Origin of the sequence: Citrobacter sp. Cu096, from assembly GCF_030332285.1 — a bacterium.
Lineage (GTDB): Bacteria > Pseudomonadota > Gammaproteobacteria > Enterobacterales > Enterobacteriaceae > Citrobacter > Citrobacter meridianamericanus.
In genome coordinates this window covers 114390-139367 of the sequence record NZ_JAOWID010000028.1, presented here as the reverse complement: position 1 = coordinate 139367, position 24978 = coordinate 114390, and the positions used below count along the sequence as shown (strand labels likewise).

At 49.9% G+C, this 24978-nt stretch carries 26 protein-coding genes and 2 pseudogenes; 14 read left to right on the top strand and 14 right to left on the bottom strand.

Annotated elements, in window-relative coordinates; translation table 11 throughout:
• Positions 1-137 precede the first annotated feature (137 nt).
• Positions 138-608, top strand: coding sequence for a hypothetical protein (locus tag OGX99_RS12825; protein ID WP_094169439.1), 471 nt, complete (start codon positions 138-140; stop codon positions 606-608).
• Between the two features lie 298 nt (positions 609-906).
• On the opposite strand, the gene OGX99_RS12820 is transcribed toward OGX99_RS12825, so the two are convergent.
• Positions 907-1095 carry a hypothetical protein gene (locus tag OGX99_RS12820; protein WP_286543742.1) on the bottom strand — a complete coding sequence of 63 codons (189 nt, stop codon included), beginning with the start codon at positions 1093-1095 and terminating at the stop codon, positions 907-909.
• A gap of 210 nt (positions 1096-1305) precedes the next feature.
• Here OGX99_RS12820 and OGX99_RS12815 point away from each other — a divergent pair, with 210 nt between their 5' ends.
• Entirely contained in the window at positions 1306-1908 is a 603-nt protein-coding gene (locus OGX99_RS12815) for a site-specific integrase (protein WP_039316117.1), read from the top strand.
• A gap of 135 nt (positions 1909-2043) precedes the next feature.
• Here the strand turns inward: OGX99_RS12815 and OGX99_RS12810 are convergent, their stop codons facing one another.
• The 7 genes and pseudogenes from OGX99_RS12810 to OGX99_RS12780 form a co-directional block, all read right to left on the bottom strand.
• Positions 2044-3381 (bottom strand): hypothetical protein, encoded by a 1338-nt coding sequence (locus OGX99_RS12810; RefSeq protein ID WP_094169438.1) that lies wholly within the window; start codon positions 3379-3381, stop codon positions 2044-2046.
• A gap of 397 nt (positions 3382-3778) precedes the next feature.
• Positions 3779-4051, bottom strand: a pseudogene (locus OGX99_RS12805) (ISNCY family transposase); the annotation flags it as partial.
• A 203-nt stretch (positions 4052-4254) separates the two neighbouring features.
• The gene (locus OGX99_RS12800; RefSeq protein WP_286543729.1) at positions 4255-5130 is read right to left on the bottom strand and encodes a hypothetical protein; all 876 of its coding nucleotides are present in this window, start codon (positions 5128-5130) and stop codon (positions 4255-4257) included.
• Positions 5131-5142: 12 nt separating this feature from the next.
• Entirely contained in the window at positions 5143-5502 is a 360-nt protein-coding gene (locus OGX99_RS12795) for a hypothetical protein (protein WP_286543726.1), read from the bottom strand.
• Between the two features lie 202 nt (positions 5503-5704).
• Positions 5705-5959: pseudogene (locus OGX99_RS12790) on the bottom strand (ISNCY family transposase); the annotation flags it as partial.
• Positions 5960-5981: 22 nt separating this feature from the next.
• The gene (locus tag OGX99_RS12785; RefSeq protein ID WP_286543724.1) at positions 5982-6953 is read right to left on the bottom strand and encodes a lipase family protein; all 972 of its coding nucleotides are present in this window, start codon (positions 6951-6953) and stop codon (positions 5982-5984) included.
• A 155-nt stretch (positions 6954-7108) separates the two neighbouring features.
• Positions 7109-7270, bottom strand: a complete 162-nt coding sequence (locus OGX99_RS12780; RefSeq protein WP_286543722.1) for a hypothetical protein — start codon at positions 7268-7270, stop codon at positions 7109-7111.
• A 103-nt stretch (positions 7271-7373) separates the two neighbouring features.
• On the opposite strand from OGX99_RS12780, the gene OGX99_RS12775 reads away from it, so the two are divergent.
• The 4 genes from OGX99_RS12775 (at position 7374) to rluF (ending at position 9405) form a co-directional block, all read left to right on the top strand.
• A complete protein-coding gene (locus tag OGX99_RS12775; RefSeq protein WP_187254001.1) occupies positions 7374-7532 on the top strand; it encodes a hypothetical protein in 159 nt (52 codons plus the stop codon).
• Positions 7533-7662: 130 nt separating this feature from the next.
• On the top strand, positions 7663-7956 hold the full coding sequence (locus OGX99_RS12770; RefSeq protein ID WP_187253990.1) for a type II toxin-antitoxin system CcdA family antitoxin: 294 nt from the start codon (positions 7663-7665) through the stop codon (positions 7954-7956).
• Positions 7956-8273, top strand: coding sequence for a CcdB family protein (locus OGX99_RS12765; RefSeq protein WP_252838894.1), 318 nt, complete (start codon positions 7956-7958; stop codon positions 8271-8273). Before OGX99_RS12770 ends, OGX99_RS12765 begins: the two co-directional genes overlap by 1 nt.
• A gap of 250 nt (positions 8274-8523) precedes the next feature.
• Positions 8524-9405: a 23S rRNA pseudouridine(2604) synthase RluF gene (rluF, locus tag OGX99_RS12760; RefSeq protein ID WP_032948298.1), complete on the top strand. Its 882-nt coding sequence runs from the start codon at positions 8524-8526 to the stop codon at positions 9403-9405.
• On the opposite strand, the gene OGX99_RS12755 is transcribed toward rluF, so the two are convergent.
• The 3 genes from OGX99_RS12755 to rtcR form a co-directional block, all read right to left on the bottom strand.
• Entirely contained in the window at positions 9402-9674 is a 273-nt protein-coding gene (locus tag OGX99_RS12755; RefSeq protein WP_003031655.1) for a YjbD family protein, read from the bottom strand. The two genes, rluF and OGX99_RS12755, sit on opposite strands and share 4 nt — an antisense overlap.
• A 97-nt stretch (positions 9675-9771) precedes the next feature.
• Positions 9772-10713, bottom strand: coding sequence for a ketopantoate/pantoate/pantothenate transporter PanS (gene panS, locus OGX99_RS12750; RefSeq protein WP_151218085.1), 942 nt, complete (start codon positions 10711-10713; stop codon positions 9772-9774).
• Between the two features lie 111 nt (positions 10714-10824).
• On the bottom strand, positions 10825-12405 hold the full coding sequence (rtcR, locus tag OGX99_RS12745) for an RNA repair transcriptional activator RtcR (protein WP_151218084.1): 1581 nt from the start codon (positions 12403-12405) through the stop codon (positions 10825-10827).
• 448 nt (positions 12406-12853) lie between these two features.
• On the opposite strand from rtcR, the gene OGX99_RS12740 reads away from it, so the two are divergent.
• Entirely contained in the window at positions 12854-13981 is a 1128-nt protein-coding gene (locus OGX99_RS12740; protein ID WP_286543720.1) for a slipin family protein, read from the top strand.
• Positions 13982-13986: 5 nt separating this feature from the next.
• The gene (locus OGX99_RS12735) at positions 13987-14772 is read left to right on the top strand and encodes a nucleotidyltransferase domain-containing protein (protein WP_187260056.1); all 786 of its coding nucleotides are present in this window, start codon (positions 13987-13989) and stop codon (positions 14770-14772) included.
• 42 nt (positions 14773-14814) lie between these two features.
• Here OGX99_RS12735 and lysC read toward each other — a convergent pair whose 3' ends face one another.
• The gene (gene lysC / locus OGX99_RS12730) at positions 14815-16164 is read right to left on the bottom strand and encodes a lysine-sensitive aspartokinase 3 (protein WP_151218081.1); all 1350 of its coding nucleotides are present in this window, start codon (positions 16162-16164) and stop codon (positions 14815-14817) included.
• 301 nt (positions 16165-16465) lie between these two features.
• Here lysC and pgi point away from each other — a divergent pair, with 301 nt between their 5' ends.
• From pgi to OGX99_RS12705, 5 genes are all read left to right on the top strand, one after another.
• Positions 16466-18112 carry a glucose-6-phosphate isomerase gene (gene pgi / locus OGX99_RS12725; RefSeq protein ID WP_151218080.1) on the top strand — a complete coding sequence of 549 codons (1647 nt, stop codon included), beginning with the start codon at positions 16466-16468 and terminating at the stop codon, positions 18110-18112.
• A 469-nt stretch (positions 18113-18581) separates the two neighbouring features.
• Positions 18582-18824, top strand: coding sequence for an exopolysaccharide production protein YjbE (yjbE, locus tag OGX99_RS12720; protein ID WP_061382702.1), 243 nt, complete (start codon positions 18582-18584; stop codon positions 18822-18824).
• Positions 18825-18909: 85 nt separating this feature from the next.
• Positions 18910-19548 (top strand): YjbF family lipoprotein, encoded by a 639-nt coding sequence (locus OGX99_RS12715; protein ID WP_151224603.1) that lies wholly within the window; start codon positions 18910-18912, stop codon positions 19546-19548.
• A complete protein-coding gene (locus tag OGX99_RS12710) occupies positions 19545-20282 on the top strand; it encodes a capsule biosynthesis GfcC family protein (protein ID WP_187253982.1) in 738 nt (245 codons plus the stop codon). Before OGX99_RS12715 ends, OGX99_RS12710 begins: the two co-directional genes overlap by 4 nt.
• Positions 20282-22378, top strand: coding sequence for a YjbH domain-containing protein (locus OGX99_RS12705; RefSeq protein ID WP_286543714.1), 2097 nt, complete (start codon positions 20282-20284; stop codon positions 22376-22378). The genes OGX99_RS12710 and OGX99_RS12705 overlap by 1 nt, the downstream gene beginning before the upstream one ends.
• A gap of 34 nt (positions 22379-22412) precedes the next feature.
• Here OGX99_RS12705 and OGX99_RS12700 read toward each other — a convergent pair whose 3' ends face one another.
• Positions 22413-22865 carry an acyltransferase gene (locus tag OGX99_RS12700; RefSeq protein WP_151218076.1) on the bottom strand — a complete coding sequence of 151 codons (453 nt, stop codon included), beginning with the start codon at positions 22863-22865 and terminating at the stop codon, positions 22413-22415.
• 138 nt (positions 22866-23003) lie between these two features.
• Between OGX99_RS12700 and psiE the strand changes: the two genes are divergently transcribed.
• A complete protein-coding gene (gene psiE, locus OGX99_RS12695) occupies positions 23004-23414 on the top strand; it encodes a phosphate-starvation-inducible protein PsiE (RefSeq protein ID WP_003031674.1) in 411 nt (136 codons plus the stop codon).
• Between the two features lie 45 nt (positions 23415-23459).
• Here psiE and xylE read toward each other — a convergent pair whose 3' ends face one another.
• Entirely contained in the window at positions 23460-24935 is a 1476-nt protein-coding gene (gene xylE, locus OGX99_RS12690; RefSeq protein ID WP_187253980.1) for a D-xylose transporter XylE, read from the bottom strand.
• Between the last annotated feature and the right edge of the window lie 43 nt (positions 24936-24978).

Below are 24978 nucleotides of genomic sequence, written 5' to 3'. Positions count from 1 at the left end.
AGATGCTATGGAAAATTGGAGGTCATAACACTTGTTGCAGTTTCGAATATATATCTGAACACTTGCCAACAAAGATGTTTTAAAGTAGGATTAATTTCAGTTTGCTAGTTTGTTATTGGCAAACCATGGTGGTTAAGATGAGTAAATTTTTCATTGAAGTTGAGCATGGGGTTTATGTAGCAACAAGCGAGCTGCAGGACTACCTGAAAGACGAAAAGTTGCGTCTGAATTTGACATGGAAGTCATTTAGCGAACGTATTGGGCGTATTTCTCCAGAGTTTCTTGGCTCTATTGCCAGGGGAACAAGTAGTAATCGTTTCAGTGAAGAGACCCGAGCATGTTTGGCCTCCTACATTGATTCTTCTGTTGAAAGGAACGAGGTCATACCCAATCTGTCTGCTGTTCCAACAGAGGTCTTAATGGCGGAAATTAAACTACGGCTGGAGCCAAAAAATAGCATTCAGTTACCGCATCAATGTCCTTGTTGTGGTCTGATAGCTTCAACTTTTGAAGAGATTGATGAGCAATTCGGTGTCAGAAGTATTCAGGGAAGAATCTCTAACCAATCGTGGTGCCGAAAATGTAGGCGAAGTCAAAATAAAATTTAAAAGAGGTGGAATTAATGAGTAACGCAAATGTTATTGAAATGCCTCACCATTGCCGCAACGGTCAGGGGTGTCCAGATAATACCGTGGCTGAGAATGCTTCAGAACTTGAGGCTAAATTTGGTTTTAGAATGCTCAACGGTAATCTGGCGCCGCAGAGCCTTTGTAAGCCTTGTCGTTCGCGGTCAGGTAAGGAATAGTATTAACTTTCACAGGTTTTACTATTATCAGGCAAAAAACGAAAAGCCCGCACTATGCGGGCTTTCTTATGTCCGTTGGGCAAGAAGCGTTGTGGTAAATATCAAACTTCAACAGCAATGTTAAGGTCACTATCTGTAGTCACTCGATCAGTGATCCTGTAAACAATTTTATAGTTTTTGCCATTGTAGTGTTTAACATCACCTGCAGCATAAGTCCGCTGTTCGGTTGTTACTATCGAGGGAAGCCTATTGCCGTTCTTATCAAAGAAAGCCCATTCGTAAGCAAACATAAAATCTCCTTTAACTTGTTGTTATTTATGTTTATTATAGCATATTGTTTTTTCTCGTTTCATTTATTTTGATGCAAATTCATGAGTGGTTCGCTGCTTGGGTGTTATGTTTAATTTGGCAGAATGTGCCGCCACTATCATTTTGACGTCCGCTACTCGCTCATAAGGGACAACCATACTCAAATCTCCCACATTGCAGGAGATTTGAGTATGAACACGTCACCGTGGAACAAAGACCGTATCATCGGCCAAAAAAGACCACTTCAGATATCTCATATCTGGGGGATCCGAATCCGGCTTGAACTGGAAGGTAAAACGCGCGATTTAGCTCTGTTCAATATGGCCTTGGACAGTAAGCTACGAGGCTGTGACCTGGTAAAACTCAAAGTATCTGATGTTGCATATGGTAGCTCTGTTTCAAGCAGAGCTACGGTGTTGCAACAGAAAACCGGTAGCCCTGTGCAGTTTGAGATAACCAAAGGAACAAGAGAAGCTGTTGCTGCATTGATAAAGCTTGGCAATTTGCATAGTAAAGACTTCTTGTTTCGGTCTCGAGTCGGAACTAACCAGCCCATATCTACCCGGCAATACAACCGAATTTTTCATGGGTGGGTAGAAAAGCTTGGTCTCGAAGATTCGCTTTACAGCACACATTCCATGAGAAGAACAAAACCTTACCTGATCTACAAGAAAACCAAGAATCTTCGGGTGATCCAACTTCTGTTGGGCCATAAGAAACTGGAAAGCACAGTCCGTTATCTGGGCATTGAAGTAGATGATGCGTTAGAGATCTCTGAATCGATTGAAGTCTAAGGTTGTCAGGGCTGCAACAGCAGCCCTGTGCCAGGTGCTATCGTTCGCCTAGTCGAATTCGACGTATGAAAGCAATCGGCCTACGCTCTTTCGATTGAAGGGTTGGTCACTTGCAGGCAGCACGGTCTTGGCTAGTCACTCGGACTCATAAGCGACCACGAGTGCTTTGCCCGTTTCATAGAAGCTTTGAATCATGTTTCTAACAGTCTGCGACTGGACTCCTCGGGAGCCAATCCAGCCTGCATTGACGCTCGCTGCGAACTGCGAGTTCGTAAGGTACCTGGGCGCTCCTTCGAAGGTGATCTGGGAGCCGCCCTGAGGGCCTTTCGGACCATTTGGGCCTAAGAGAAAATGCATGTACTCACGCGGTACATACATGCCCTTTATCAGTTCGCCAGATGCAGGTCTAAGCCCCTTATTTGGCACCAATTTCACCATGAATCCGTCGTCACTCAAGCGGTATTCGTTGTGTGATCGGATTGCGGCGGCAGATCGGGTCAAGTTATAAAAGTCATCCATCCTCACCAACTCTTGAGCAAGCTGTGCATCGGGCCGATACAAGACCCGATCGCCTTCCTCACGCATCAGTTTGTACTGAACTAGAACGAACAGCTCGTACGGTTCGTTGTAGTAAATCAGATCTACCCCAAGCGTGTGCTCAAGGTCGTTCCGATTCGCGTAGTTGACTTGCAGCCTGCGCCCACCTTGCTCGAATATAGATACCCCGGCTTGATGCATGGGAGTCATTCCAGGCCAGTTGAAGAGGTCGTGTTGAATCGCCGACTCTTCTTGTAGATAGCGTTGTGGTATGCCTGTTAGGAATGCTGATTGCCCAGACTCAAGATTCGTCAGTGTCGCCGTGGCTTCGGTCTCATTGATCTGTTCCACTGAGCCTTCATAGGGTGCCCATTCGCTCAACACACGCTCACGGAGTTGGTTGCTTCCAGAGAAAATGTCGAGAGAGATGCCAATAGCCTCTCGCTCTTGAAGGAGTATCTCTGCGGATTCGCCGTGGAGGCGAAATCCAGAGTAGCGACGAAGGGAGAGAAGCCGATCAATATCACCAGCGAGGCTCGGGCGCTCAGACTTGATGGCTTCGACTAGCGCTAACCATGTGCCTTCAGGGATGACGCCACCTAAGCCCTGTGATGCCTTGATGAAGTAGCGTTGAAGGTGAACAGAAAGCTTCGATTCGAGGGCTTGAATAGAGATGCTATTAAGGGCTACTGTGCTAGAAAACTCAACTCGGGACTTTGAGGTAACTACGCGCTTTCCCTTCTTCGCCAACGCGATGTAGTCGATTGTTGTATCTGAAAAGCACAGGAGGGCAATGCTGAGTTGCCCTATTTCCCAGTCGTGGACGCTCAATGCGTCCGAAAAAGGCTCGTAACTACCTTCGACCTTTTCTTGAATGAGATCTCGCCGTCTGTTTTCGTCGAAGTGGATCAGCAGTCCGGTTTTATTTGCAGCCATGGGATAAGTGGTAATCGTCCGATAGTGTGTAGGAGGCTAACATTGAAGTTAGATATACCGTCATGTTGACATCTCTGCAAGGCCAATCAACCAGAGCAGCAGCTGAGATGTCGCTGTGGTGCCAGAAGCGGACGTCACATCGGAATTTTTATCTACCATCAGTCTTTTGTGGGAGTGAAAAGTTGAACATAATATCATGCAGGATAAAGTTGTAATCGCTTGTAATACGAGCAGATACTACACCTTTGCATTTTGAGACGATTTTGTTCAAGAATAGTAAGAACAATAAATTATAATTTAATAAAGATGGAGTTGGTGGTGAACAAAGTTATAATTTCTGAGTATGATGTTTGCCAGATGATACCTTCATGGCAACCTAAGTTTAAAAATTATTATCGAATTCGGTATAGTTTTCACGAATTGTGTTGAGTGCATACCGGGCAAGACCTTCGGGAAGCTTGTTATTTCTGGTTTTTCCACATTGACGGTTAGTCATACCAAGCGGATCATGTTTGCGGTAACGTGGAAGAAGACGTCGGCTTTGGCGATCGGATATGCCCAATCGCTGTGCAGCCATTTGTGTGGTCAAACGCCGGTCGACAACATCCTGAATGATTTTGAGTCCGTTAACTTCATCCAAAGTAAAAAACTCCGCTGCATGAGATCCCATCAGAATCCCTCGATAGCGAATCTACGTGACGCACATATTAACTTAACGCAGAACGGACATTACAACTTTGCTGTTGCATAGTGTGTTAAAGATTAATGGAAATGTCTATTTGTTGGCTCATTAGAAATGTTCTTCTGTTGAAAAGATCGCTGCGAAAATAAAACCTTGCGGCGATCCCTTGAGCATAAAGTGAAGTGTGAAAATTACTCTATTTCACATAAATATAATGATTCAATTATAAATATAGATGTATTTCTTATTATATTTTCTAATGTATTACCAAATAATATATATCCATTTTCTTCTATGTGACTGACTATATCTTCCATAGAGTTCATGAAGAATAAAGCAGTCAAGTTACCCCCTTCTGATTTATTTAATTCTCCAAGTATTAAATCTATGCTATTGTTTAATCTGGTGATTGCCATAGTATCGTATGTGTTGTTATAGTGAACACACCTATTCCTTATAAGTGTCAATAAATCCCATGTTAGTGACAATGTTTTCCATGTTGTGAAAAACTTACTTCTTTCAGATATTGATTTGAGAAATTTATCTTTGTTTTTAAAATTATTCAACCTTCTATTTAAACAAAGAGTTATTGCTTGTGAACCTTTTATTTTTTTAGGATCATAAGATTTATTCGTCTCTAAGAATAAATTTTTTAAAGTTTCCTCCAATAGGAAGTAATACTGCAAAAATACACTGCAATTTAAAGTTCTTAATACTAACTCTCGAGGGGATATATTGTTTTTATTCGCTTCACCTATGAAGTAGTCAGATGCAAATGTTCTGCTTTCATTTTCTTGAATCATATTGCCCACATCTAGATGGGAACCTTTTGCATATTCTCTATATATCTTTCTTCTTTTTTTAGAATCTTCTGGAATTGTATTTATGAATGCTGTCACATCTGCATCTAATGCATCTTTTTCATTTTTATGTATAGGGATGAGTATTCCCTGGGAAACGCTACAAGTAATTGTTATATGGGCGTATTTTGAGATGAAGTCAGTGTAGTATGGTATGTCTTTTATCGGTGTTAAATAGTCTGTTTGATTGATATTTAAAAGAATCATATTAATTTATCCTTATGGAACGCAATTCACACATTCATTTACATCTACCTCTATTCTGGTGAACCCCTTTAAACCTATCCATATTTTTCCTAGCTTTTTATCATCTAAAATGGTAACCCCTACGACTTGATACATTTCCCCATAGTAATGAATGTAATTCCCTTTTTTTAATTGATCTGCTCTTTTTCTTATGAATATTGTTATATCGGAGGTTTCTTCATCATAAGATTCAATTAGAATGTACTCGTCGCACTCAGGGCACTGCCAATTTAATTCAACGTCTTCTTTATTATACTCATTGTTACATGTTGTACATTTATATATCTCGTTTGGGTATGAGATTTCTTTTTTAATATATTTTGTCTGTTTCATGTTTCAACCCTCTTTATGTACTAATTAAGACCCTCGTGCAGCCTTGCGTGGGTAATTTGTCTGACCTTACTTGATTTAGGTTTTGGCCGCGAAGCGGTTCTGGGTCCTGTGACACCAGAACTTTACCCCGGTTTCCAGGGGCTTTCCTCTGTATATCATATCATTGAAGCTATTTCCTTTTACCAAAAATTTGCTCAGAACGTTACTGCAATGTCTTAAGCGCATCTAACATGTCATCGCCGTTCAATGAGCGCTGGCATTTTTTCTCGGTTGGTTTTCTGTGCCGCCACGAAGGACCATCACCGACGGGGAACGCCTGTGAACGGTTGTTGTCGCGTTTATCCTGAACTAATTTGATAAATTCGATTGTACGTCCGAGGAGGTTGTTGCCCACGATAATATCTTGGTCGATTTCCGAGAGGCATTCATAAGTGGAGTAGGGAAGATCTGTCCCGTTAGGCAACCATCTCTAAACGTGTTCACGGCCTAGCTATACCAGTTGCTTTAGATAATAGGCCTGCGTAACCTTCTATTGAGTGTGCCTTTATGCTTGATAACAGCTTTGGAACATGGCCCGCCAGCCCAAATGTATCAGTGCGCGCAGTCAAAGCAATCGATCCGCTATCAGTGATCTCGTACTCCTTGCTACTGTCAGAGAAGCCCATTTTTCTAAGGGGCACGGTTGGTACGAGGTCTTCCTTTCTATAAAAATGGTGGGGACCGGGAAAACTACAGACGCTACCAAGTCCGCAATAGCGAGGCATGCCAAATGTGTACGCACAAACGGCATGGCCCGGAATATCCTCAGCAAGTCTTATTCTAGTATTAAGCTCAGCGTGAATCGCGTAGCCTACAGCGGCCATTGCTCCACCTAGTGAGTGCCCAGTCCAAACGACCTTGAGATCATTCCCCGAACTATTTCGTTGGTTAATGTGGTTAGAGATAGATGCGAACTGAGGAATGATTGACTCAAAGAATCCTCGGTGAAAGAATTGGTCATCAAATTCAACATGGCCATAAGGAAAAGGATGAAACTGTGGACACCCCCGAACATGGTACTTTTCGGCATCTATATTTGTTTTCCAGTCCCAAAGCTCGCGGAACACGGTGCCTCTAATAGCAAGAATCACGACGTCGCTAAAAATTGTGCCAAGCACTAGCGCATATGGACCACGAACCGCGAAAAACCTAGCATCCAGATTTGCTTCACTTAGACCATCAAGAATTGAGTTGGTCGTGCGATTTGCAATCAGGCCTCTATAAGTATCGCTAGCAAAGAGATGAATTCGACTTGCCTTCTTCAATTCATATTCTTGAACATCTTCGTAAACTATAGAGGATAATTCGACGCACACCTGCGCTTTATTGAGAGAAAAGGATTCGTCTTTCCAGTCTTGCTGATTCGCCAAACTAAGAATTCCACTCAAACGATCTATAAGCTTTGCATCCATGTTTTTCCTCCGTAACATTATCGCCTAACAGCGAGTTTTACCGACCATGCGAGGTCGGCTACCTTACAAGTTACTCTACCTTGCAAGGTTAAAAAGTCCAATGTCCGCTCCTCGCTCTAAGCAGACCTCCAGAAAACGATACATAATGTCGATCGCTAGACTTCAATCCCTTTCTGCTTCAGTTCTTTTCTAATCACACGTTTAATCCAGGCTGCCAACGATTCATCGCCATCCTGCCGTTGTGCTTCTTCCATCGCTTTGCGCAGTTCCGGATCCAGAAGGAATTGAAACGGGGGATTGCCTCTTCTTTCGTTCATGTGTGGTGACACCTTAATTACACAAGAGTGGTGTGGGTATGTGTGATGACACATTACGCTCACATATCAAAAATAACAACGCCCCGAAAGTGCGGGAACACGCATGCCGCAAGCTGATCTGCTTTATTTTCCACTCGCCGAGGCGTTCCGCCATCTTGATTGTCGCCATCTCACTACCGAAGAGAATCTGGTGCTGTCGTTCGGTTGTGAAGAGGCGCTGGCAGGGCTGTACCATACGCTGAGTTTTATGGGCGAAAGCTGACCAGCAACTGTTTGCCAGCGACCCCCTAAACTCATCTGGAAAGCGCCTCGCAGACTTCTTCTTCGGGACGTGACAGACCTGTGCAACCACCTTAGTGTGACATAATGATTTGTTGGTCTGGGAATAGGAAATGCTCGTTTATTACGCTAATCTTAGGCATGTCATGCGCACTGTTATGGGGGTTGTCATGCGCACTGTGTCTAAGGTAAAAAAATCAGTCAATGTCTCTCTGGCTCCAGAGATACTGGAAGAGGCGCGCAAGCTTAAAATCAATCTGTCAGCTGTTTTAACTGAAGCCCTAATCGAAAAATTTCGCGAGAACAAACGTGAAGAATGGTTGCGGGATAATAAAAAATCGATAGAAGCATTGAATCAATGGGTGGAAGAAAACGGTTCGTTCAGTGATTTTCAAAGGACATTCTGATGGAGCAGTATTGCGCTTATGAGAATACTGGCAGTGGAAAAAGCGTTTATCCGTTTTTAATTAGCTTACAGCATCCGGTGGCCGCTGTTTTGCAACATGTACTGGTTGCCCCCGTTATCGCGCTAAGCCAGTTCCCCAACGAAGTACCGCCAGCTAAAATTTGTCCTGTTGTTAATATTGGTGGGCAAGCCTATGTGGTGATGACGCATATGATGACAGGCATACCGGTGAAGAATATGGGTAACTGTGTGGGAGATCTGACCGCAAACAGGGCTGAACTTCGCGATGCGATTGATTTCCTGCTTAACGGTTATTAGAGCACCATGACGGGGCTGATTATGTTGAAAGGTGTGACGGATCACAAATAGCCCTCGGGCATTCGCGCACGATTATTTTTATCGCCTGCAAGGTAAGGTATATTTCGCTTTTAATACACAAAAGCATTCAAGTTGTATCAAGGCGGCAAGGGAACGAATTCCTGGGAGCATAGATAACTATGTGACCAGGGTGAGTGAGGGCAGCCAACGCAGAGACGGCTTGAAGGATGAAGTGTATACAGGAGAAATTATGCTGCCCGACTCATCCATCCGATTAAATAAATACATCAGTGAAAGCGGAATCTGCTCGCGTCGCGAGGCGGATCGCTTTATCGAACAAGGGAATGTCTTCCTGAATGGTAAACGCGCCACCATTGGCGATCAGGTGATGCCTGGCGACGTCGTAAAAGTGAATGGTCGGTTGATTGAGCCGCGTGAAGCGGAGGATCTGGTTTTTATCGCACTGAACAAGCCGGTAGGGATTGTCAGCACCACCGAAGATAGCGAACGCGACAACATTGTTGATTTCGTTAACCACAGCAAGCGCGTGTTCCCCATTGGCCGTCTGGACAAAGATTCCCAGGGGCTGATCTTTCTGACCAACCACGGCGACCTGGTGAATAAAATCCTGCGCGCCGGTAACGATCACGAAAAAGAGTATCTGGTGACGGTCGATAAGCCCGTAACCGACGACTTTATTCGTGGGATGGGAGCCGGTGTGCCAATCCTCGGCACCGTTACCAAGAAATGTAAGGTCAAGAAAGAAGCGCCGTTTGTGTTTCGCATCACGCTGATTCAGGGGCTGAACCGCCAGATCCGCCGTATGTGTGAGCACTTTGGTTATGAAGTGACGAAGCTTGAGCGCACACGCATCATGAACGTGAGTTTGTCCGGCCTGCCGCTAGGTGAATGGCGCGACCTGACGGATGACGAACTGATCGATTTGTTCAAGCTGATTGAGAATTCTTCTTCAGAAGCTAAACCGAAGGCGAAAGCGAAGCCAAAAGCCGCCACCGCAGGTATCAAGCGCCCGGTAGTGAAAATCGAAAAATCAGCGGAGAAAGAGAAATCGCGCCCGGCGGCAAACGGGAAGCGTTTTACCTCGCCGGGGCGTAAGAAGAAAGGACGTTAACGTCTACCGCGCGTTGGCGTATTCGCCGACCAGGAGAATGACGCCTCTGAATCCGGTTTATAAGCCTGCTTTTTCTTCAACTGGCGGGCTTTTTTAGCTTCGGCTTCGCGCAAGGCCATCAGCTTATCGATGTACTCTTTCTTGATGCTGTTGGTCTCTGCGTTGGTCAGCAGTCGACCATGCGCAATGCGTGCGCGGTCAAGCAGCGTTTTCAGTTCACGCTGTTCGCGCTCAGTCATCTCTTTTTGGGTAATGCGGGGGAGTGCCATACGGGTGCCCTCTGTTAGCCGATACTCTCAGTGTACGGTAATCCTGGTCAGGCTGATAGCACTCAGGCCGGGTAAGCATGTGCTACCCGGCATTTTTTTAACTTTCCTTCACTGTTTGCTGTGGTTCTTTAGCAATCGGTTTACCGGACCAGTAACCCGCAAGCAGCGAACCAGAAAGGTTATGCCAGACGGAGAACAACGCGCCGGGCAGAGCGGCGAGCGGACCGAAGTAGATTTTGCCCAGCGCAGCGGCGAGGCCGGAGTTCTGCATGCCGACTTCAATCGCCAGTGTGCGGCAGGTGGATTCATCAAAGCCGAACAGTTTCCCGCCCCAGTAGCCGCCAAGCAGGCCAATGGTGTTATGCAGAATAACGGCGATAATTACCACAAAGCCGACCGACGCTATGTGCGACGCAGAACCTGCCACAACAGCGCTGATGATGGCCAGGATGCACACCATAGAAAACGCGGGCAGATACGGTTCTACGGCTTTTACGACGCGTGGGAACAGATGGTGAATGACCAGGCCCAAAGCAATCGGAATAACCACGATCTGCAGAATGCTCAGCAGCATACCCATCACATCTACCTGAATATGCGCGTCGACGTAAAGACGGGTGAGCAGCGGTGTGGCGACAACACCGACCAGCGTTGAAACCGATGAAATCGTCACGGAGAGCGCCACATCGCCCTTCGCCAGGTAAATCATTACATTAGATGCCGTTCCGCTGGCGACGCTACCGACCAGCACCATACCTGCGGACAGTTCCGGTGGCATATTAAAAGCCAGCGCCAAAATCCATGCGGCGAGCGGCATCACCAGATAGTGTAGAAAAATACCTGCCGCAACCGGCGCAGGGCGTGAGAGTACGCGTTTAAAGTCATCCACCTTCAGGTGCACGCCCATGCCGAACATAATCAGCATCAGTAACGATGGCACGAATGGCCCGACAGGCGTAAATGTGGAGGGCGTGTAATACGCAATAACAGAGAGCAGCAGCGCCCATAACGGGAACAGCCGCGTGAGAGTAGCGAGCATGTTGTATTCCTTGCGATTGAAATGTGTTGTGTTGTTATAAAAAAGCCGGGATCGAGCCCGGCCATAGTTATTGTGTATCGCGTGATGGAATATTATTCAAACAAATTATGTTTATGTTCCGCAGTGAATGTTTTCCCAGCTCAGCCCGAAACGCGCGAGATATTTGCGCAGGCGGTCCGCATCGTTAGGATTGGCTTTTTTCTGCCGCGAGACGGCGAACAGTTCGCGTCCGGCTTCCGACAGCGACGCGCAGCGGCGGCACACTTCCAGTACCGTTTCTAACTGGCGGCGATCGAACAGGTCAATGTCCATATTCAGTTCAGGCTGCGGAGTGGCTATCTGCCAACTCTCCTTTAGCAGCGCAATCTCTTCTTCGACAAGGGATAAGGTGATGCGACCTTGTTCAGCAAGCGTCGCCATACGCGCGATGGATGAACTGAGTTCGCGAAAGTTGCCGCGCCATTGCGCCTGCGGGGAGCAGGCAAACGCCAGATAGGAAGTGCGTGCCTCTTTATCGAAACGGATTTGCGTCTGCTTGTTGCTGGAAAAACGTTGCAGCTCATACTCGACGTTCGGCGCGATATCTTCCCGCCGCTGCGCGAGACCGGGCAGGGTGAAACTCCACATGTTGATACGCGCGTAGAGATCCTCGCGAAAACGGCCCTCAGCGACCCATTGCCGCATGTCGCGATGGGTGCCGGCAATCAGCTGAAAATCGCTGTGTACTTCTTTGTCCGACCCAAACGGGAAAAAGGTTTTTTCTTCAATCGCTTTGAGTAACATGGCCTGCTCGTCCAGCCCCAGCTCGGCGATCTCATCGAGAAACAGCACGCCGCCATCGGCCTCTCGCAGCAATCCGCTACGCGCCGTGAGCGCACCGGTAAACGCCCCCTTCACATGGCCAAACAGCGTTGACATCGCATTATCACCGCGCAGGGTCGCGCAGTTAACCGCCACCAGTTTTCCCGCCACCAGATGCCGCGACTGGCGTAGCTGAAAAATACGTTTCGCGAGGAAGGATTTGCCCGCGCCGGTAGGGCCGGTGAGCAGGATCGGGTCTGTTGAGCGCAGAGCTACCCGCTCAATGCGATCGATCAGTTTATTGAAAGTGGCGTTGCGCGTATCAATCCCGGCTTTCAGAAAGGATACCGACTGCTGCTGTTCGCGCTGAAAACGACTGGTGAGCGTGGCATAGCGGCTTAAATCGAGATCGATAACCGAGCAGACGCCAGCGGCGACGGCTTCATCTGATGAACCGCGTGGTGCCGGGCTGGTTTGCAACAGGCTGGCGGGCAGGTAACGCGCTTCCGTCAGCAAAAACCAGCAGATTTGTGCCACGTGAGTCCCGGTGGTGATGTGCACCAGATACTCTTCGTTTTCCGTATCAAACTCATAATGCGTGGCAAAGTCGAGAAACGCGGCGTAGACCTCTTCAAAGTCCCACGGATCGTTAATGGTAACGGTATGCGGGCGGACTTGGGTGTGCGGCGAAAGCAGCGCGACGTCTTCAATCAACCTTTGCGCCATGCTTTCATCGCGTGGCTGGTGGAGGAGTTCCAGCCTGTCGACAGGGAAATCGGGTTGTTGGCATAGCCCAACCGTGGGTCGCCATTTCTTAAACCGATTGGCCCGCTTGCCGCGCTTATCCAGCACCGTTCCCAGTACGCCAATCACTACCCGTTGCTTCTTCATGGTTTATCCAAAAAGATAAATAAGAGATTAAAAGATAAAAAAATAAACCCATCGAGACAACCGCCATGATTGGCGTAAATAATTAAAGCTATGAAAATCAATTAATTAAAAATTAATCATGCCTGTTTTAATTCCTGGCACGCTTCTGGCAATAACACTTGCGTCAATCACGCTGAAAGCGCAGGGGGTTAAACCCCGCCGGCACGTCAGGAACGGCACAGGTTGTTTTCCGGAAGTGTTCCGTCAGCCGATGACCACCAAACGGGTTCGATTCCCGATTCATTCTCCCAATGAAACTGGTTGTTAATCATAGAAATAAAGCGGAGCAATGCGCAGCTAGCACGCTCCAGAACAGGCTGCCGGTAAAGATGCCGTGCGGCAGGCAAAAGGGAATTCCCCTGCCGCTTCGCCCCTGCACCCGCGCCTGAACGATATTAAGGAATATAAAATGGCTAAGAAAATTACTATTCGTAAAGGCCAGCTTGGCCTGTTATCCCGACAGGGTGACTACTATCAGGTGCTGAATACAGGTGAACACCGTTTGCCATGGTTTAACACTCCGGACGTTCTGGTAATCAATACCGATGGCAGCGAAATTCCGGAAGCGCTCGCGGAGTATTTACGTCGCTTCCAGCCTACATGGGTGGAGCAGTACTGTGTGGTGGCTGATCTAACCGATACTGAAGCAGGTGCGCTGTATGTGAACGGCGTCTTGCAGGAAATTTTGCCACCGGCAACGCGCCGTCTGTACTGGCAGGCCGATGAAGCGCTGAAGCTGGTGCAGATAGATACACGTCAGGTTTTGGTTCCTGTTGATGTGATGAACGCGGTGTTACAGCCCCGTCGCAGCGGTGCGGTGAAAGGTCGCGAAGCGATCTTAACGGTGCAGGTTCCGGCGTGGCACGTCGGTGTACTGAAAATTGATGGTGAAACTCAGGCGCTGTTGCCGCCGGGGTTAACAGCATACTGGAAGGTAAATCATCTGATTGAAGCGGAAGTGGTGGATACCCGCTTGCAGGTGCTGGAGGTCGGCGGCCAGGAGATCCTGACCAAAGATAAGGTCAACCTGCGTTTGAACCTGGCGGCGAACTGGCGTTATAGCGATGTACTGCTGGCATTTGGTCAACTGACTAAACCGCTGGATCACCTTTACCGTGAGTTGCAGTTTGCGCTGCGTGAAGTGGTGGGAACGCGCACGCTGGACGAACTGCTGGAAGATAAACAGGTGATTGATGAGGTGGTGAGCGCGCAGGTGAAAGCCCGCATGACGCCGTTTGGTATCGAGGTGGCTTCGCTGGGGGTGAAGGATATTGTCCTGCCCGGCGATATGAAGGCCATTTTGTCGCAACTGGTTGAAGCGGAAAAATCCGCCCAGGCCAACGTGATCCGACGTCGTGAAGAGACTGCTGCCACGCGATCGCTGTTGAATACCGCCAAAGTAATGGAAAACAACCCGGTAGCGCTGCGCTTAAAAGAACTGGAAACCCTCGAAAGAGTCGCGGAACGGATCGATAAAATCTCGGTATTCGGTGGCCTCGACCAGGTGTTGCACGGTCTTGTGAACATAAAAGGATAAAAATAATGAGTTACAACACAGTGGACGGTGCAATGCGCGAACGGGTATTGCGCCAGCTAAAAGAGGTGGAGAAACGCTATAACGTCAGGGTGCTGTACGCCTGTGAGTCCGGCAGCCGTGGCTGGGGATTTGCCTCGCCAGACAGCGATTACGACGTGCGGTTCCTCTATGTTCATTCCCCTGAATGGTATCTGCGGATCGAAGCGCCACGTGATGTTATCGAGCTGCCGATAGATGATGAGCTGGACGTGTGCGGCTGGGAATGGCGCAAGGCGCTGGGGTTACTCAAAGGCGCAAACCCGACGCTTATCGAGTGGCTGGATTCGCCGGTGGTCTATCAGCAGGATGACGCGACCGTGTCGGCGCTGAAAGCGTTGGTGCCTGAATGGTTTTCCCCGCTGCGTGCCCGCTGGCACTACTATTCAATGGCGCGGAAAAACTTTCGCGGTTATCTGCAGGGCCACGACGTGCGATTGAAGAAGTACTTCTACGTCATTCGGCCGCTGCTGGCGGTACGTTGGGTGGAAGCGGGCAAGGGCGTACCGCCGATGCGTTTTGCCGAGCTGCTGGCGGGAAGTGAACTGGATGCGCCATTGCGTCAGGAAATCGACGAATTGCTGGCGCGCAAACAGCGCTCAGGTGAGGCTGAGTATGGTCCGCGTCGTCCATTGTTACATGCGTTTATCCGCACCGAACTGGAGAGAGGAGAAATTCCGCCGATCTTACCAGACAGCCGGGAGGGGAATGTCCGGACACTGGACCGACTATTATATGACACGGTGATGCGGTGAAAATGCCCGATGGTACAAGAGCCATCGGGCGTTAGCGTCTACTCACTCAAACAAATTATGGTGCAGCTTCTGTACCACTTGCTCAGCTTCGTTACCGGGCACCAGGAAGCACAGGTTATGGCTGGACGCGCCGTAGCAAATCATTCGAATGTTGAACGGCTCCAGTACGCCGAACACCTCTTTACCCACGCCGCAGGCTTTGGACAGGTCGTTGCCAATCAACGCCACCAGCGCCAGGCCTTCTTCGACTTCAACCCGACACAGGGCCGACAGTTCCATCAGCAGAGACTGCGTTAACAGCGTATCGCCGGTGGACGTTGAACCGGTGGTATCCAGCGTCAGCGCCACGCTGACTTCGGATGTGGTGATTAAATCGACCGAGATATTGTGGCGTGCCAGGATGCCGAACACTTCCGCTAAAAAACCACGAGAGTGCAGCATATTCAGGCTATGCAGTGTCAGCAGCGTCTGCTTACGGCGTAACGCCAACGCACGAAACAGTGGTGGATTCGCGGTTTTATTGCAGACCAGCGTACCGCCTGCTTTTGGCTCCTTACTGGAGCCAACAAATACCGGGATATCGCTACGTACGGCTGGCAACAGGGTTGCCGGATGCAGTACTTTCGCGCCAAAGGTCGCCATTTCTGCGGCCTCTTCAAAAGCGATTTCATCAATACGCTGCGCAGCCGGAACCACGCGCGGATCGGTAGTGTAGATGCCGGGAACGTCGGTCCAGATATCAACGCGCGTTGCGTGCAGCGCTTCGGCCAGCAGGGCGGCGGTATAATCGCTGCCGCCGCGTCCCAGCGTGGTGGTGCGGCCCTTGCTTTCACTGCCGATAAAGCCCTGAGTAATCACCAGACCTTCGCTCAGGCGCGGGGCCAGCTGGTGCGAAGCCAGTTCAGCCAGCGCCGCAACGTCGGGCTCTGCACGGCCAAAACGATCGTTGGTGCGCATCACTTTACGCACGTCAAACCACTGCGCTTGCACGTTGCGCTCACGCAGGATCTCGACGAATAGGAGGGTAGACATCAGTTCACCATGGCTGACCAGTTCGTCGGTCAGCGCGGTTGAGGTCGCCAGTGACGCTGCTTCTGCCAGTGTGGTGATGTTCTCCAGCAAACGTTCGATCTCTTCACGAATGACGTTCGGATAACGCAGGCGTTCCAGAATATTGAACTGAATTTGACGAATGGCGTCGAGTTTTTCGAAGCGTTCGGTTGGCTCCAGACCTTCTGCCAGCGCGACCAGCAGGTTAGTAATACCCGCTGAAGCGGACAGCACCACTAAACGTACGTTAGCATCAGAAAGCACGACATCAGCGCTGCGATTCATGGCATCAAAATCCGCCACGCTGGTACCGCCAAATTTGGAGACAACTACATCAGTCATAACTACCTCGTGTCAGGGAATGAATAGAGCGACCATGGCACAAAGGCAGAACGGAAACCGGTGCAGGCGCAAATGCAAATACCGTATTTATAAATAAAATGTGTGGCCTGTACTGTCAACGCTGGGATTATGCGGATTTTTCATGCTGCGTTAACGCTGAGTAACAGTACTTATAACAGCTATACTTTTTAGCCACATTTGGCGGATGCCCTGGCAATGGCATTAAAACAATCACACTTTTCTGTGGCTGGCGTTACAATCGATCTCAGTCACAATTCTCAAAATCAGAAGAGTATTGCTAATGAAAAACATCAATCCAACACAGACCTCAGCCTGGCAGGCACTACAAAAACACTTTGAAGAAATGAAAGACGTTACTATCGCGGATCTGTTCGCGAAAGATAGCGATCGTTTCACTAAGTTTTCCGCGACGTTTGACGATCTGATGCTGGTGGATTTCTCCAAAAACCGCATCACTGAAGAAACGCTGGCTAAACTGCAGGATCTGGCAAAAGAAACCGATTTGGCCGGTGCTATCAAGTCCATGTTCTCCGGTGAGAAAATCAACCGCACTGAAGACCGTGCCGTACTGCACGTGGCGCTGCGCAACCGTAGCAATACGCCAATCATCGTTGACGGCAAAGATGTGATGCCGGAAGTGAACGCGGTGCTGGAAAAGATGAAATCCTTCTCTGAAGCGATTATCTCCGGCAGCTGGAAAGGCTATACCGGCAAAGCCATTACTGATGTCGTGAACATCGGTATCGGCGGCTCTGACCTCGGCCCGTTCATGGTGACCGAAGCGCTGCGTCCGTACAAAAATCACCTGAATATGCACTTTGTGTCGAACGTCGATGGTACGCACATCGCCGAAGTGCTGAAAAAAGTGAACCCGGAAACCACGCTGTTCCTGGTCGCTTCCAAAACCTTCACCACCCAGGAAACCATGACCAACGCCCACAGCGCGCGCGACTGGTTCCTGGCGACCGCTGGCGACAACAAGCACGTAGCCAAACACTTCGCAGCGCTGTCTACCAACGGTAAAGCGGTTGGCGAGTTCGGTATTGATACTGCCAATATGTTTGAGTTCTGGGACTGGGTTGGCGGTCGTTACTCCCTGTGGTCTGCAATTGGTCTGTCCATCATCCTGTCCGTAGGCTTCGACAACTTTGTTGAGCTGCTCTCTGGCGCGCACGCGATGGACAAACACTTCTCCACCACCCCGGCTGAGAAAAACCTGCCGGTGCTGCTGGCGCTGATCGGTATCTGGTACAACAACTTCTTCGGTGCCGAAACCGAAGCGATTCTGCCGTATGACCAGTATATGCACCGTTTCGCTGCCTACTTCCAGCAGGGCAACATGGAATCCAACGGTAAATACGTTGACCGTAACGGCAATGCGGTGGATTACCAGACTGGCCCAATCATCTGGGGTGAGCCGGGTACTAACGGTCAGCATGCGTTCTACCAGCTGATTCACCAGGGCACCAAAATGGTGCCGTGCGATTTCATCGCCCCGGCCATCACTCACAATCCGCTGTCGGATCACCATCCGAAACTGCTGTCTAACTTCTTCGCGCAAACCGAAGCGCTGGCATTCGGCAAGTCTCGTGAAGTGGTTGAGCAGGAATATCGCGACCAGGGTAAAGATCCGGCTACGCTTGAGCACGTTGTGCCGTTCAAAGTGTTCGAAGGTAACCGTCCAACGAACTCCATCCTGCTGCGCGAAATCACGCCGTTCAGCCTGGGTGCGCTGATTGCCCTGTACGAGCACAAAATCTTCACTCAGGGCGCGATCCTGAACATCTTCACCTTTGACCAGTGGGGCGTTGAGCTGGGCAAACAGCTGGCGAACCGTATTCTGCCAGAGCTGAAAGATGGTTCCGAAGTGAGCAGCCACGATAGTTCTACCAACGGTTTGATTAACCGTTATAAGTCCTGGCGCTAATCTGCTTCTTCCTTCGAACCGCAGCGGTGTTGGCTGCGTTCGTTAACCCCGGGAACATAGCTATCTATGCTCCCGGGGATTAACGATCTTGCCGCCTTGCTGCAATTCGAATGAATTTGCAGATTACCTGTGATAGAAGTTGATATTATTATCAGCTTTTTTTATAAGATAATTCCACTTCTCCACGTTATTACCTAAAAATTTAATTGAGCTTAATCCTAAAATAATTTATTCACCGTTATCCTGTTTCTGATATTTTCAGATTTACCGGATATTGTGTTTTTACTATTATATTTTAACTATTTGAATTAATTTGTTTTTATTATTTGCTATTAATAATTTTTCCTCTCGTTATCTAATTGTCCTAAATTCCCTCTCGACCTAATTTACAAACTTCGCTTGTGTATACTCGATCTCGCCCGAAATTCTTTTGGGTAAATCTCCATTCATACAATGAAGGGAATTTGTGATGAAAAAAGTTCTGTATGGCCTTTGGGCTATATCTGCGCTTGCGGTGACCTCTGTCTATGCCGCCCCCGTTCAGGTGGGTGAGGCTGCAGGGTCGGCTGCCGCGTCGGTTTCGGCGGGAAGTTCCTCCGCGACCAGCGTGAGCACCGTAAGTTCTGCGGTGGGGGTTGCCCTGGCGGCGACCGGCGGCGGCGATGGTTCTAATACCGGAACCACCACCACGACAACCACCAGTACCCAGTAACACCAGTACGTAGCCCCTGAAGTATGACGGGGATTAACCATAACCACACTTCGGTGTGGTTATTTTGCCGCTGCGGAGAAACGTCGTGAAGCGACCAGCGCTCATAATGGTTTGCCTGTTACTACAGGCGTGCTCAGCCACCACCGAAGGGTTGGGGCATTCGCTGTGGGATAGCGTGTTTGGTACTCCCGGCGTACAGATGACGGACGATGAAATTCAAAACATGCCTTACGCCAGCCAGTACATGCAGCTCAACGGCGGTCCCCAACTGTTTGTGGTACTCGCGTTTGCAGAAAACGGACAGCAGAAATGGGTGACTCAGGATCGGGCTATTCTCGTCACGCAGCATGGGCGCATTGTGAAAACGCACCTTGGCGGGGACAACCTGATCGAGGTGAATAATCTGGCGGCAGACCCGCTCATCAAGCCAAATCAGATAGTCGACGGCGCAACGTGGACCCGCACGATGGGCTGGACTGAACATCAGCAGGTACGCTATGCCACCGCGCGCTCGGTTTTCACCTGGGATGGCGCAGACACCATCAAAGTCGGCAGCGATAACACGCCGGTACGGATCCTCGATGAAGAGGTCACCACCGATCAAACGCGCTGGCATAACCGCTACTGGGTAGATAGTGACGGCATGATTCGCCAGTCAGAACAGTATCTTGGCGCAGGTTTCTTCCCGGTGAAAACTACGCTGATTAAGGCGGCAAAACCATGATGAAACAAATGATTACTGCGCTGACATTCAGCCTGTGCGCGGCATCTGTTTTTGCTGTGGGCAGTGTAAAAGTGATCACGACAGGTAGCACAGAAGCAAAAACGCTGACCGGGGCTGAACATCTGCTCGACCTGGTCGGACAGCCGCGGTTGAGCAATAGCTGGTGGCCAGGCGCGGTTATCAGTGAAGAGCGGGCAACAACTGAGGCACAACGTCAGCAGCAGGCATTACTGGCTCGTCTGGCGACGTTGAGCGCTGAAGCAAGCGGTGATGATGCTGGCGCTATCAACGCATTACGCCAGCAAATTCAGGCGCTGAAGGTGACCGGCAGGCAGACAATTAATCTCGACCCGGATGTAGTGCGTACCAGTGAGCGAGGCAACCCGCCGTTGCAGGGTAATTACACGCTGTGGGTCGGACCGCAGCCCACGGATATCACGCTGTTGGGTTTGCTAAGCCACTCGGGTAAACAGCCGTTTATACCCGGACGTGATGTTGCCAGCTATCTCGATGGGCAGCATCGGCTCAGCGGCGCGGATCGTAGCTACGCCTGGGTTGTCTATCCCGACGGACGCACACAAAAAGTACCGGTCGCCTACTGGAACAAACGTCATATTGAGCCGATGCCCGGCAGCATCATTTTTGTCGGGCTGTCGGACTCTGTCTGGAGCAGCACCCCGGATGAAATCAATGCCGACATTCTTCGCACCCTGACCCAGCGGATACCCGAATAATGAGAAAAACTTATCTGCTCAGCCTGTTGGCGCTGGGTATCAGCGCGGCCTGTCACGGTGAAACGTATCCTGCGCCGATTTGTCCTTCCCAGTCTGATTTTGGTGGCGTAGGGCTGCTGCAAACCCCAACCGCACGCATGGCGCGTGAGGGCGAAATGAGCCTTAACTACCGCGATAACGATCAGTACCGCTATTACTCTGCGTCGGTGCAACTGTTTCCGTGGCTGGAAACGACCCTGCGCTATACCGATGTGCGCACTAAAAAATACAGCAGCGTGGAGTCGTTTTCAGGCGATCAGACATACAAGGATAAGGCTTTCGACCTTAAACTGCGATTGTGGGAAGAGAGCTACTGGATGCCGCAGGTGGCGGTGGGCGCGCGCGATATTGGCGGAACCGGCCTGTTCGATGCGGAGTATATTGTGGCGAACAAAGCCTGGGGACCGTTTGATTTCTCACTCGGTCTCGGCTGGGGATACCTCGGGACCAGTGGTAACGTCAGCAATCCGTTTTGCTCATACAGCGATAAATTCTGTCATCGCGATAACAGTTACAAGCAGGCGGGTTCCATTGACGGCAGCCAGATGTTCCACGGCCCGGCGTCGCTGTTTGGCGGCGTGGAATATCAGACACCCTGGCAGCCGCTGCGTCTGAAACTGGAGTACGAGGGCAATAATTACCAGCAGGATTTTGCGGGCAAGCTGGATCAGAAGAGCAAGTTTAACGTCGGCGCTATTTATCGCGTCACCGATTGGGCCGACGTTAACCTCAGCTATGAGCGCGGGAACACCTTTATGTTTGGGTTCACGCTGCGGACTAACTTTAACGACTTGCGACCACACTATAACGATAACGCCCGTCCGAAGTATCAGCCGCAGCCGCAGGATGCCATCCTGCAACATTCGGTAGTGGCGAATCAGCTAACGCTGCTGAAATACAATGCCGGGCTGGCGGATCCTAAAATCCAGGTGCAGGGCGATACGCTGTATGTAACCGGCGAACAGGTGAAATACCGTGATTCGCGCGAGGGGATCGAGCGTGCCAACCGGATCGTGATGAACGATCTTCCAGACGGGATCCGCACGATCCGTATTACGGAAAATCGCCTTAACTTGCCGCAGGTGACGACCGAAACAGAAGTTTCCAGCCTGAAGCACCATCTGGAAGGCGAACCGTTGGGCCATGAGACTCAGCTGGCGCAAAAACGCGTGGAGCCGGTGGTGCCGAAAACGACCGAGCAGGGCTGGTATATCGATAAGTCGCGCTTCGATTTCCACATCGATCCTGTGCTTAACCAGTCGGTGGGCGGCCCGGAAAATTTCTATATGTATCAGTTGGGCGTGATGGGTACGGCGGATTGGTGGGTGACCGATCATCTGCTGACCACCGGGAGTTTGTTCGCCAACCTCGCCAATAACTATGACAAGTTTAACTACACCAACCCGCCGCAGGATTCGCATTTGCCGCGTGTGCGTACCCATGTACGTGACTATGTGCAAAACGATGTTTACGTGAATAACCTGCAGGCCAACTACTTCCAGTCACTCGGCAACGGGTTTTACGGACAGGTGTACGGCGGCTATCTGGAGACCATGTATGGCGGGGCGGGGGCAGAAGTGCTGTATCGCCCGCTGGACAGCGATTGGGCGTTTGGTGTTGATGCCAACTACGTGAAACAGCGTGACTGGCGTAGCGCGCAGGACATGATGAAATTCACCGACTACAGCGTGAAGACCGGGCATTTGACGGCGTACTGGAATCCTTCTTTCGCCCAGGATGTGCTGGTGAAAGCCAGCGTGGGTCAGTATCTGGCCGGGGATAAGGGCGGAACGTTGGAGATCGCCAAACGCTTCGACAGCGGTGTCGTGGTGGGTGGTTATGCGACTATCACTAACGCCTCGCCGGATGAGTATGGCGAAGGTGATTTTACTAAAGGGGTGTACGTTTCCGTGCCGCTGGATCTGTTCTCGTCAGGCCCAATCCGCAGTCGCGCGGCGATTGGCTGGACGCCGTTAACGCGCGATGGCGGTCAGCAGCTTGGGCGTAAGTTTGGTCTGTACGATATGACCAGCGACAGAAGTGAAAACTTCCGCTGACTGATGGCCGGATGCGACTTGCGCTCATCCGGCTCTATAAACGGCGCAATAATTTTGCCGGGTTTCCCGCATACACGCCTTTCTCGGTGATCGATTTGGTCACTACGCTGCCCGCGCCGATGACCGCGCCATCGCAGACAGTGACCGCCAGAATGGTCGCCCCGCTGCCGATCGAAACATCGTCGCCAATCGTAATGCGACCCCAGCTGTTGCGGTCGGCGTTGGGTTTTCCTCCGCGAAACATATCGTTGGCGAACATCACGCCATGCCCGATAAAACAGCGGGCGCCGAGGGTGACATATTCGCAGATGAAGGTATGCGACTGAATTTTGCTGTCTGCGCCAATCTGCGTGTTGCCCTGGATTTCAACGAATGGTCCGACAAAAACGTTGTCACCCAATATGCAATCGTAGAGATTGGCGGGTTCATAAATCACCACGTTCTCACCGCAGGTCACGTTGCGGATAGCAGATTGTCTTAGCTGCATAATTCATCCTGTGAAATGTATCGTGGTATTCATCATTCTCTGTTGACCTTTCTTGCACAAAACATAAACAAAAAATGTAGATCTCTGTCACATTTTTGCGTTATACAGGAACCTCGCCACTGAGTATGAGGTGCTGTTATGACGTCGCTATCTCGTCCGCGCGTGGAGTTTATCTCCACCATTTTACAGACCGTGTTGAATCTGGGACTGCTGAGTCTGGGCCTGATCCTGGTCGTATTCCTCGGGAAAGAAACGCTGCATCTGGCGGATGTGCTGTTCGCGCCGGAACAAACCAGCAAATATGAGCTGGTGGAAGGGCTGGTGGTTTACTTCCTGTATTTTGAATTTATCGCGTTGATTGTGAAGTACTTTCAGTCAGGGTTTCACTTTCCGTTGCGCTACTTTGTCTATATCGGGATCACCGCGATTGTGCGGTTGATCATCGTCGATCATAAAGCGCCGATGGATGTGCTGATCTATTCTGCGGCGATCCTGCTGCTGGTGATCACCCTGTGGCTGTGTAATTCCAAACGGCTGAAGCGAGAGTAAAAAACAACACGCCGCATTCGGGCTGCGGCGTGTTGATGGTCAGGGTTACTGCGCAGAGGCAGGTTTCGCTTTCTCTGCTGCGGGCTCCCACAGTTGTTCAAGTTCTTCCAGCGTTTTGCCCTTGGTTTCCGGTACGAACCGCCACATAAACAAGGCTGCCAGAATGCCCATACAACCGTAGATCCAGTAGGAAAAACCGTTGTGGAAATGGGAAACCAGCCACGAATTTTTGTCCATCATCGGGAAGGTCCAGGAAACGAAGTAGTTTGCCAGCCATTGAGCGGCAACCGCAATGGCGAGTGCCTTGCCACGAATCGCATTGGGGAAAATTTCGGCCAACAGCACCCAGCAAACCGGCCCCCAGGACATGGCGAATGCGGCGACGTAAAACAGCATCGACAGCAGCGCTATCAGCCCGGAAGCCTGGGTGTAAAACGCAGTACCGAGACTGAACATACCAATGGCCATACCTAAGGCGCCAATAATTTGCAGCGGTTTGCGACCAAATTTATCCACCGTCATGATCGCCAATACGGTAAAGCTCAGGTTGATCACGCCGACAATAATGGTCTGCAGCAGCGCCACATCGGTACTGGCTCCCAGCGTTTTAAACACCTCCGGGGCGTAGTACAGCACGACGTTGATACCGACGAACTGCTGGAAAATGGAAAGCATTACGCCGATGACGATAACGCCTGCACCAAACATCAGCAGGCGACCACCGGTTTTGCGACCATGTTCCAGAGACTGATTGATCTCCTGCATGGCCTGAGTGGCGAGTGTGCTACCCATAATCTTGCGCAGAATACCTTCTGCTTGTTCGTGTCGACCACGCGCCATCAGCCAGCGCGGGCTTTCTGGTACGGTGTACAGCAGCAGTAAAAACAGCAGGGCGGGAATACTTTCTGACGCAAACATATATCGCCAGCCATCGGTATTCAGCCAGTTAGCGTCGCCTGAACGCGCGATGAAATAGTTAACGCAATACACTAATAGTTGACCAAAAATAATGGCGAACTGGTTAAACGAGACCAGTTTCCCACGAATGTGTGCGGGGGCCAGTTCGGCAATATACATTGGTGAGAGCATCGAGGCTAAACCTACGCCAATACCACCAATGATACGATAAATAACAAATTCGGGAACGTATCCGGCCAAATAAACGGGTACGGCGTTATCTGGATTAATCGTGGTAAAGCCTAATTCAGGCCAGGCGGAACCAATACCGGAAATAAAAAAAAGCAGGGCCGCGATTTTCAGCGAGTCCCGACGACCAAAGCGGTTACTACAATAGCCGCCCAGCGCACCGCCGATGATGCAGCCAATCAACGCGCTGGCGACGCAAAAACCCAACAATGAGTTGGCGGCGGATTCACTTAAGTGTTGTGGAGCGACAAATACGGTATTTAAGGATTCTACCGTTCCGGATATGACAGCAGTGTCGTAACCGAATAATAGTCCTCCTAAAGTTGCGACTAATGTAATCGAAAAAATATAACTAGAATTATATTGAGTGTTCATTCAGACCTGCCTTAGAGGGTACAGCTCTTTTGATCAGTGCCGT

Excerpts from the sequence above, each read along its gene's own strand:
- OGX99_RS12705 (WP_286543714.1), top strand. The coding sequence starts at position 20,282 with ATGAGAAAAACTTATCTGCTCAGCCTGTTGGCGCTGGGTATCAGCGCG.
- rtcR (WP_151218084.1), bottom strand. The coding sequence starts at position 12,405 with ATGAAGAAGCAACGGGTAGTGATTGGCGTACTGGGAACGGTGCTGGAT.
- OGX99_RS12815 (WP_039316117.1), top strand. The coding sequence starts at position 1,306 with ATGAACACGTCACCGTGGAACAAAGACCGTATCATCGGCCAAAAAAGA.
- OGX99_RS12700 (WP_151218076.1), bottom strand. The coding sequence starts at position 22,865 with ATGCAGCTAAGACAATCTGCTATCCGCAACGTGACCTGCGGTGAGAAC.
- lysC (WP_151218081.1), bottom strand. The coding sequence starts at position 16,164 with ATGACTGATGTAGTTGTCTCCAAATTTGGCGGTACCAGCGTGGCGGAT.
- OGX99_RS12800 (WP_286543729.1), bottom strand. The coding sequence starts at position 5,130 with ATGATTCTTTTAAATATCAATCAAACAGACTATTTAACACCGATAAAA.
- OGX99_RS12785 (WP_286543724.1), bottom strand. The coding sequence starts at position 6,953 with ATGGATGCAAAGCTTATAGATCGTTTGAGTGGAATTCTTAGTTTGGCG.
- OGX99_RS12825 (WP_094169439.1), top strand. The coding sequence starts at position 138 with ATGAGTAAATTTTTCATTGAAGTTGAGCATGGGGTTTATGTAGCAACA.
- rluF (WP_032948298.1), top strand. The coding sequence starts at position 8,524 with ATGCTGCCCGACTCATCCATCCGATTAAATAAATACATCAGTGAAAGC.
- OGX99_RS12810 (WP_094169438.1), bottom strand. The coding sequence starts at position 3,381 with ATGGCTGCAAATAAAACCGGACTGCTGATCCACTTCGACGAAAACAGA.
- OGX99_RS12775 (WP_187254001.1), top strand. The coding sequence starts at position 7,374 with ATGCCGCAAGCTGATCTGCTTTATTTTCCACTCGCCGAGGCGTTCCGC.
- OGX99_RS12780 (WP_286543722.1), bottom strand. The coding sequence starts at position 7,270 with ATGAACGAAAGAAGAGGCAATCCCCCGTTTCAATTCCTTCTGGATCCG.
- panS (WP_151218085.1), bottom strand. The coding sequence starts at position 10,713 with ATGCTCGCTACTCTCACGCGGCTGTTCCCGTTATGGGCGCTGCTGCTC.
- xylE (WP_187253980.1), bottom strand. The coding sequence starts at position 24,935 with ATGAACACTCAATATAATTCTAGTTATATTTTTTCGATTACATTAGTC.
- OGX99_RS12765 (WP_252838894.1), top strand. The coding sequence starts at position 7,956 with ATGGAGCAGTATTGCGCTTATGAGAATACTGGCAGTGGAAAAAGCGTT.
- OGX99_RS12710 (WP_187253982.1), top strand. The coding sequence starts at position 19,545 with ATGATGAAACAAATGATTACTGCGCTGACATTCAGCCTGTGCGCGGCA.
- pgi (WP_151218080.1), top strand. The coding sequence starts at position 16,466 with ATGAAAAACATCAATCCAACACAGACCTCAGCCTGGCAGGCACTACAA.
- OGX99_RS12795 (WP_286543726.1), bottom strand. The coding sequence starts at position 5,502 with ATGAAACAGACAAAATATATTAAAAAAGAAATCTCATACCCAAACGAG.
- OGX99_RS12755 (WP_003031655.1), bottom strand. The coding sequence starts at position 9,674 with ATGGCACTCCCCCGCATTACCCAAAAAGAGATGACTGAGCGCGAACAG.
- OGX99_RS12740 (WP_286543720.1), top strand. The coding sequence starts at position 12,854 with ATGGCTAAGAAAATTACTATTCGTAAAGGCCAGCTTGGCCTGTTATCC.
- psiE (WP_003031674.1), top strand. The coding sequence starts at position 23,004 with ATGACGTCGCTATCTCGTCCGCGCGTGGAGTTTATCTCCACCATTTTA.
- OGX99_RS12770 (WP_187253990.1), top strand. The coding sequence starts at position 7,663 with ATGCTCGTTTATTACGCTAATCTTAGGCATGTCATGCGCACTGTTATG.
- OGX99_RS12735 (WP_187260056.1), top strand. The coding sequence starts at position 13,987 with ATGAGTTACAACACAGTGGACGGTGCAATGCGCGAACGGGTATTGCGC.
- OGX99_RS12820 (WP_286543742.1), bottom strand. The coding sequence starts at position 1,095 with ATGTTTGCTTACGAATGGGCTTTCTTTGATAAGAACGGCAATAGGCTT.
- yjbE (WP_061382702.1), top strand. The coding sequence starts at position 18,582 with ATGAAAAAAGTTCTGTATGGCCTTTGGGCTATATCTGCGCTTGCGGTG.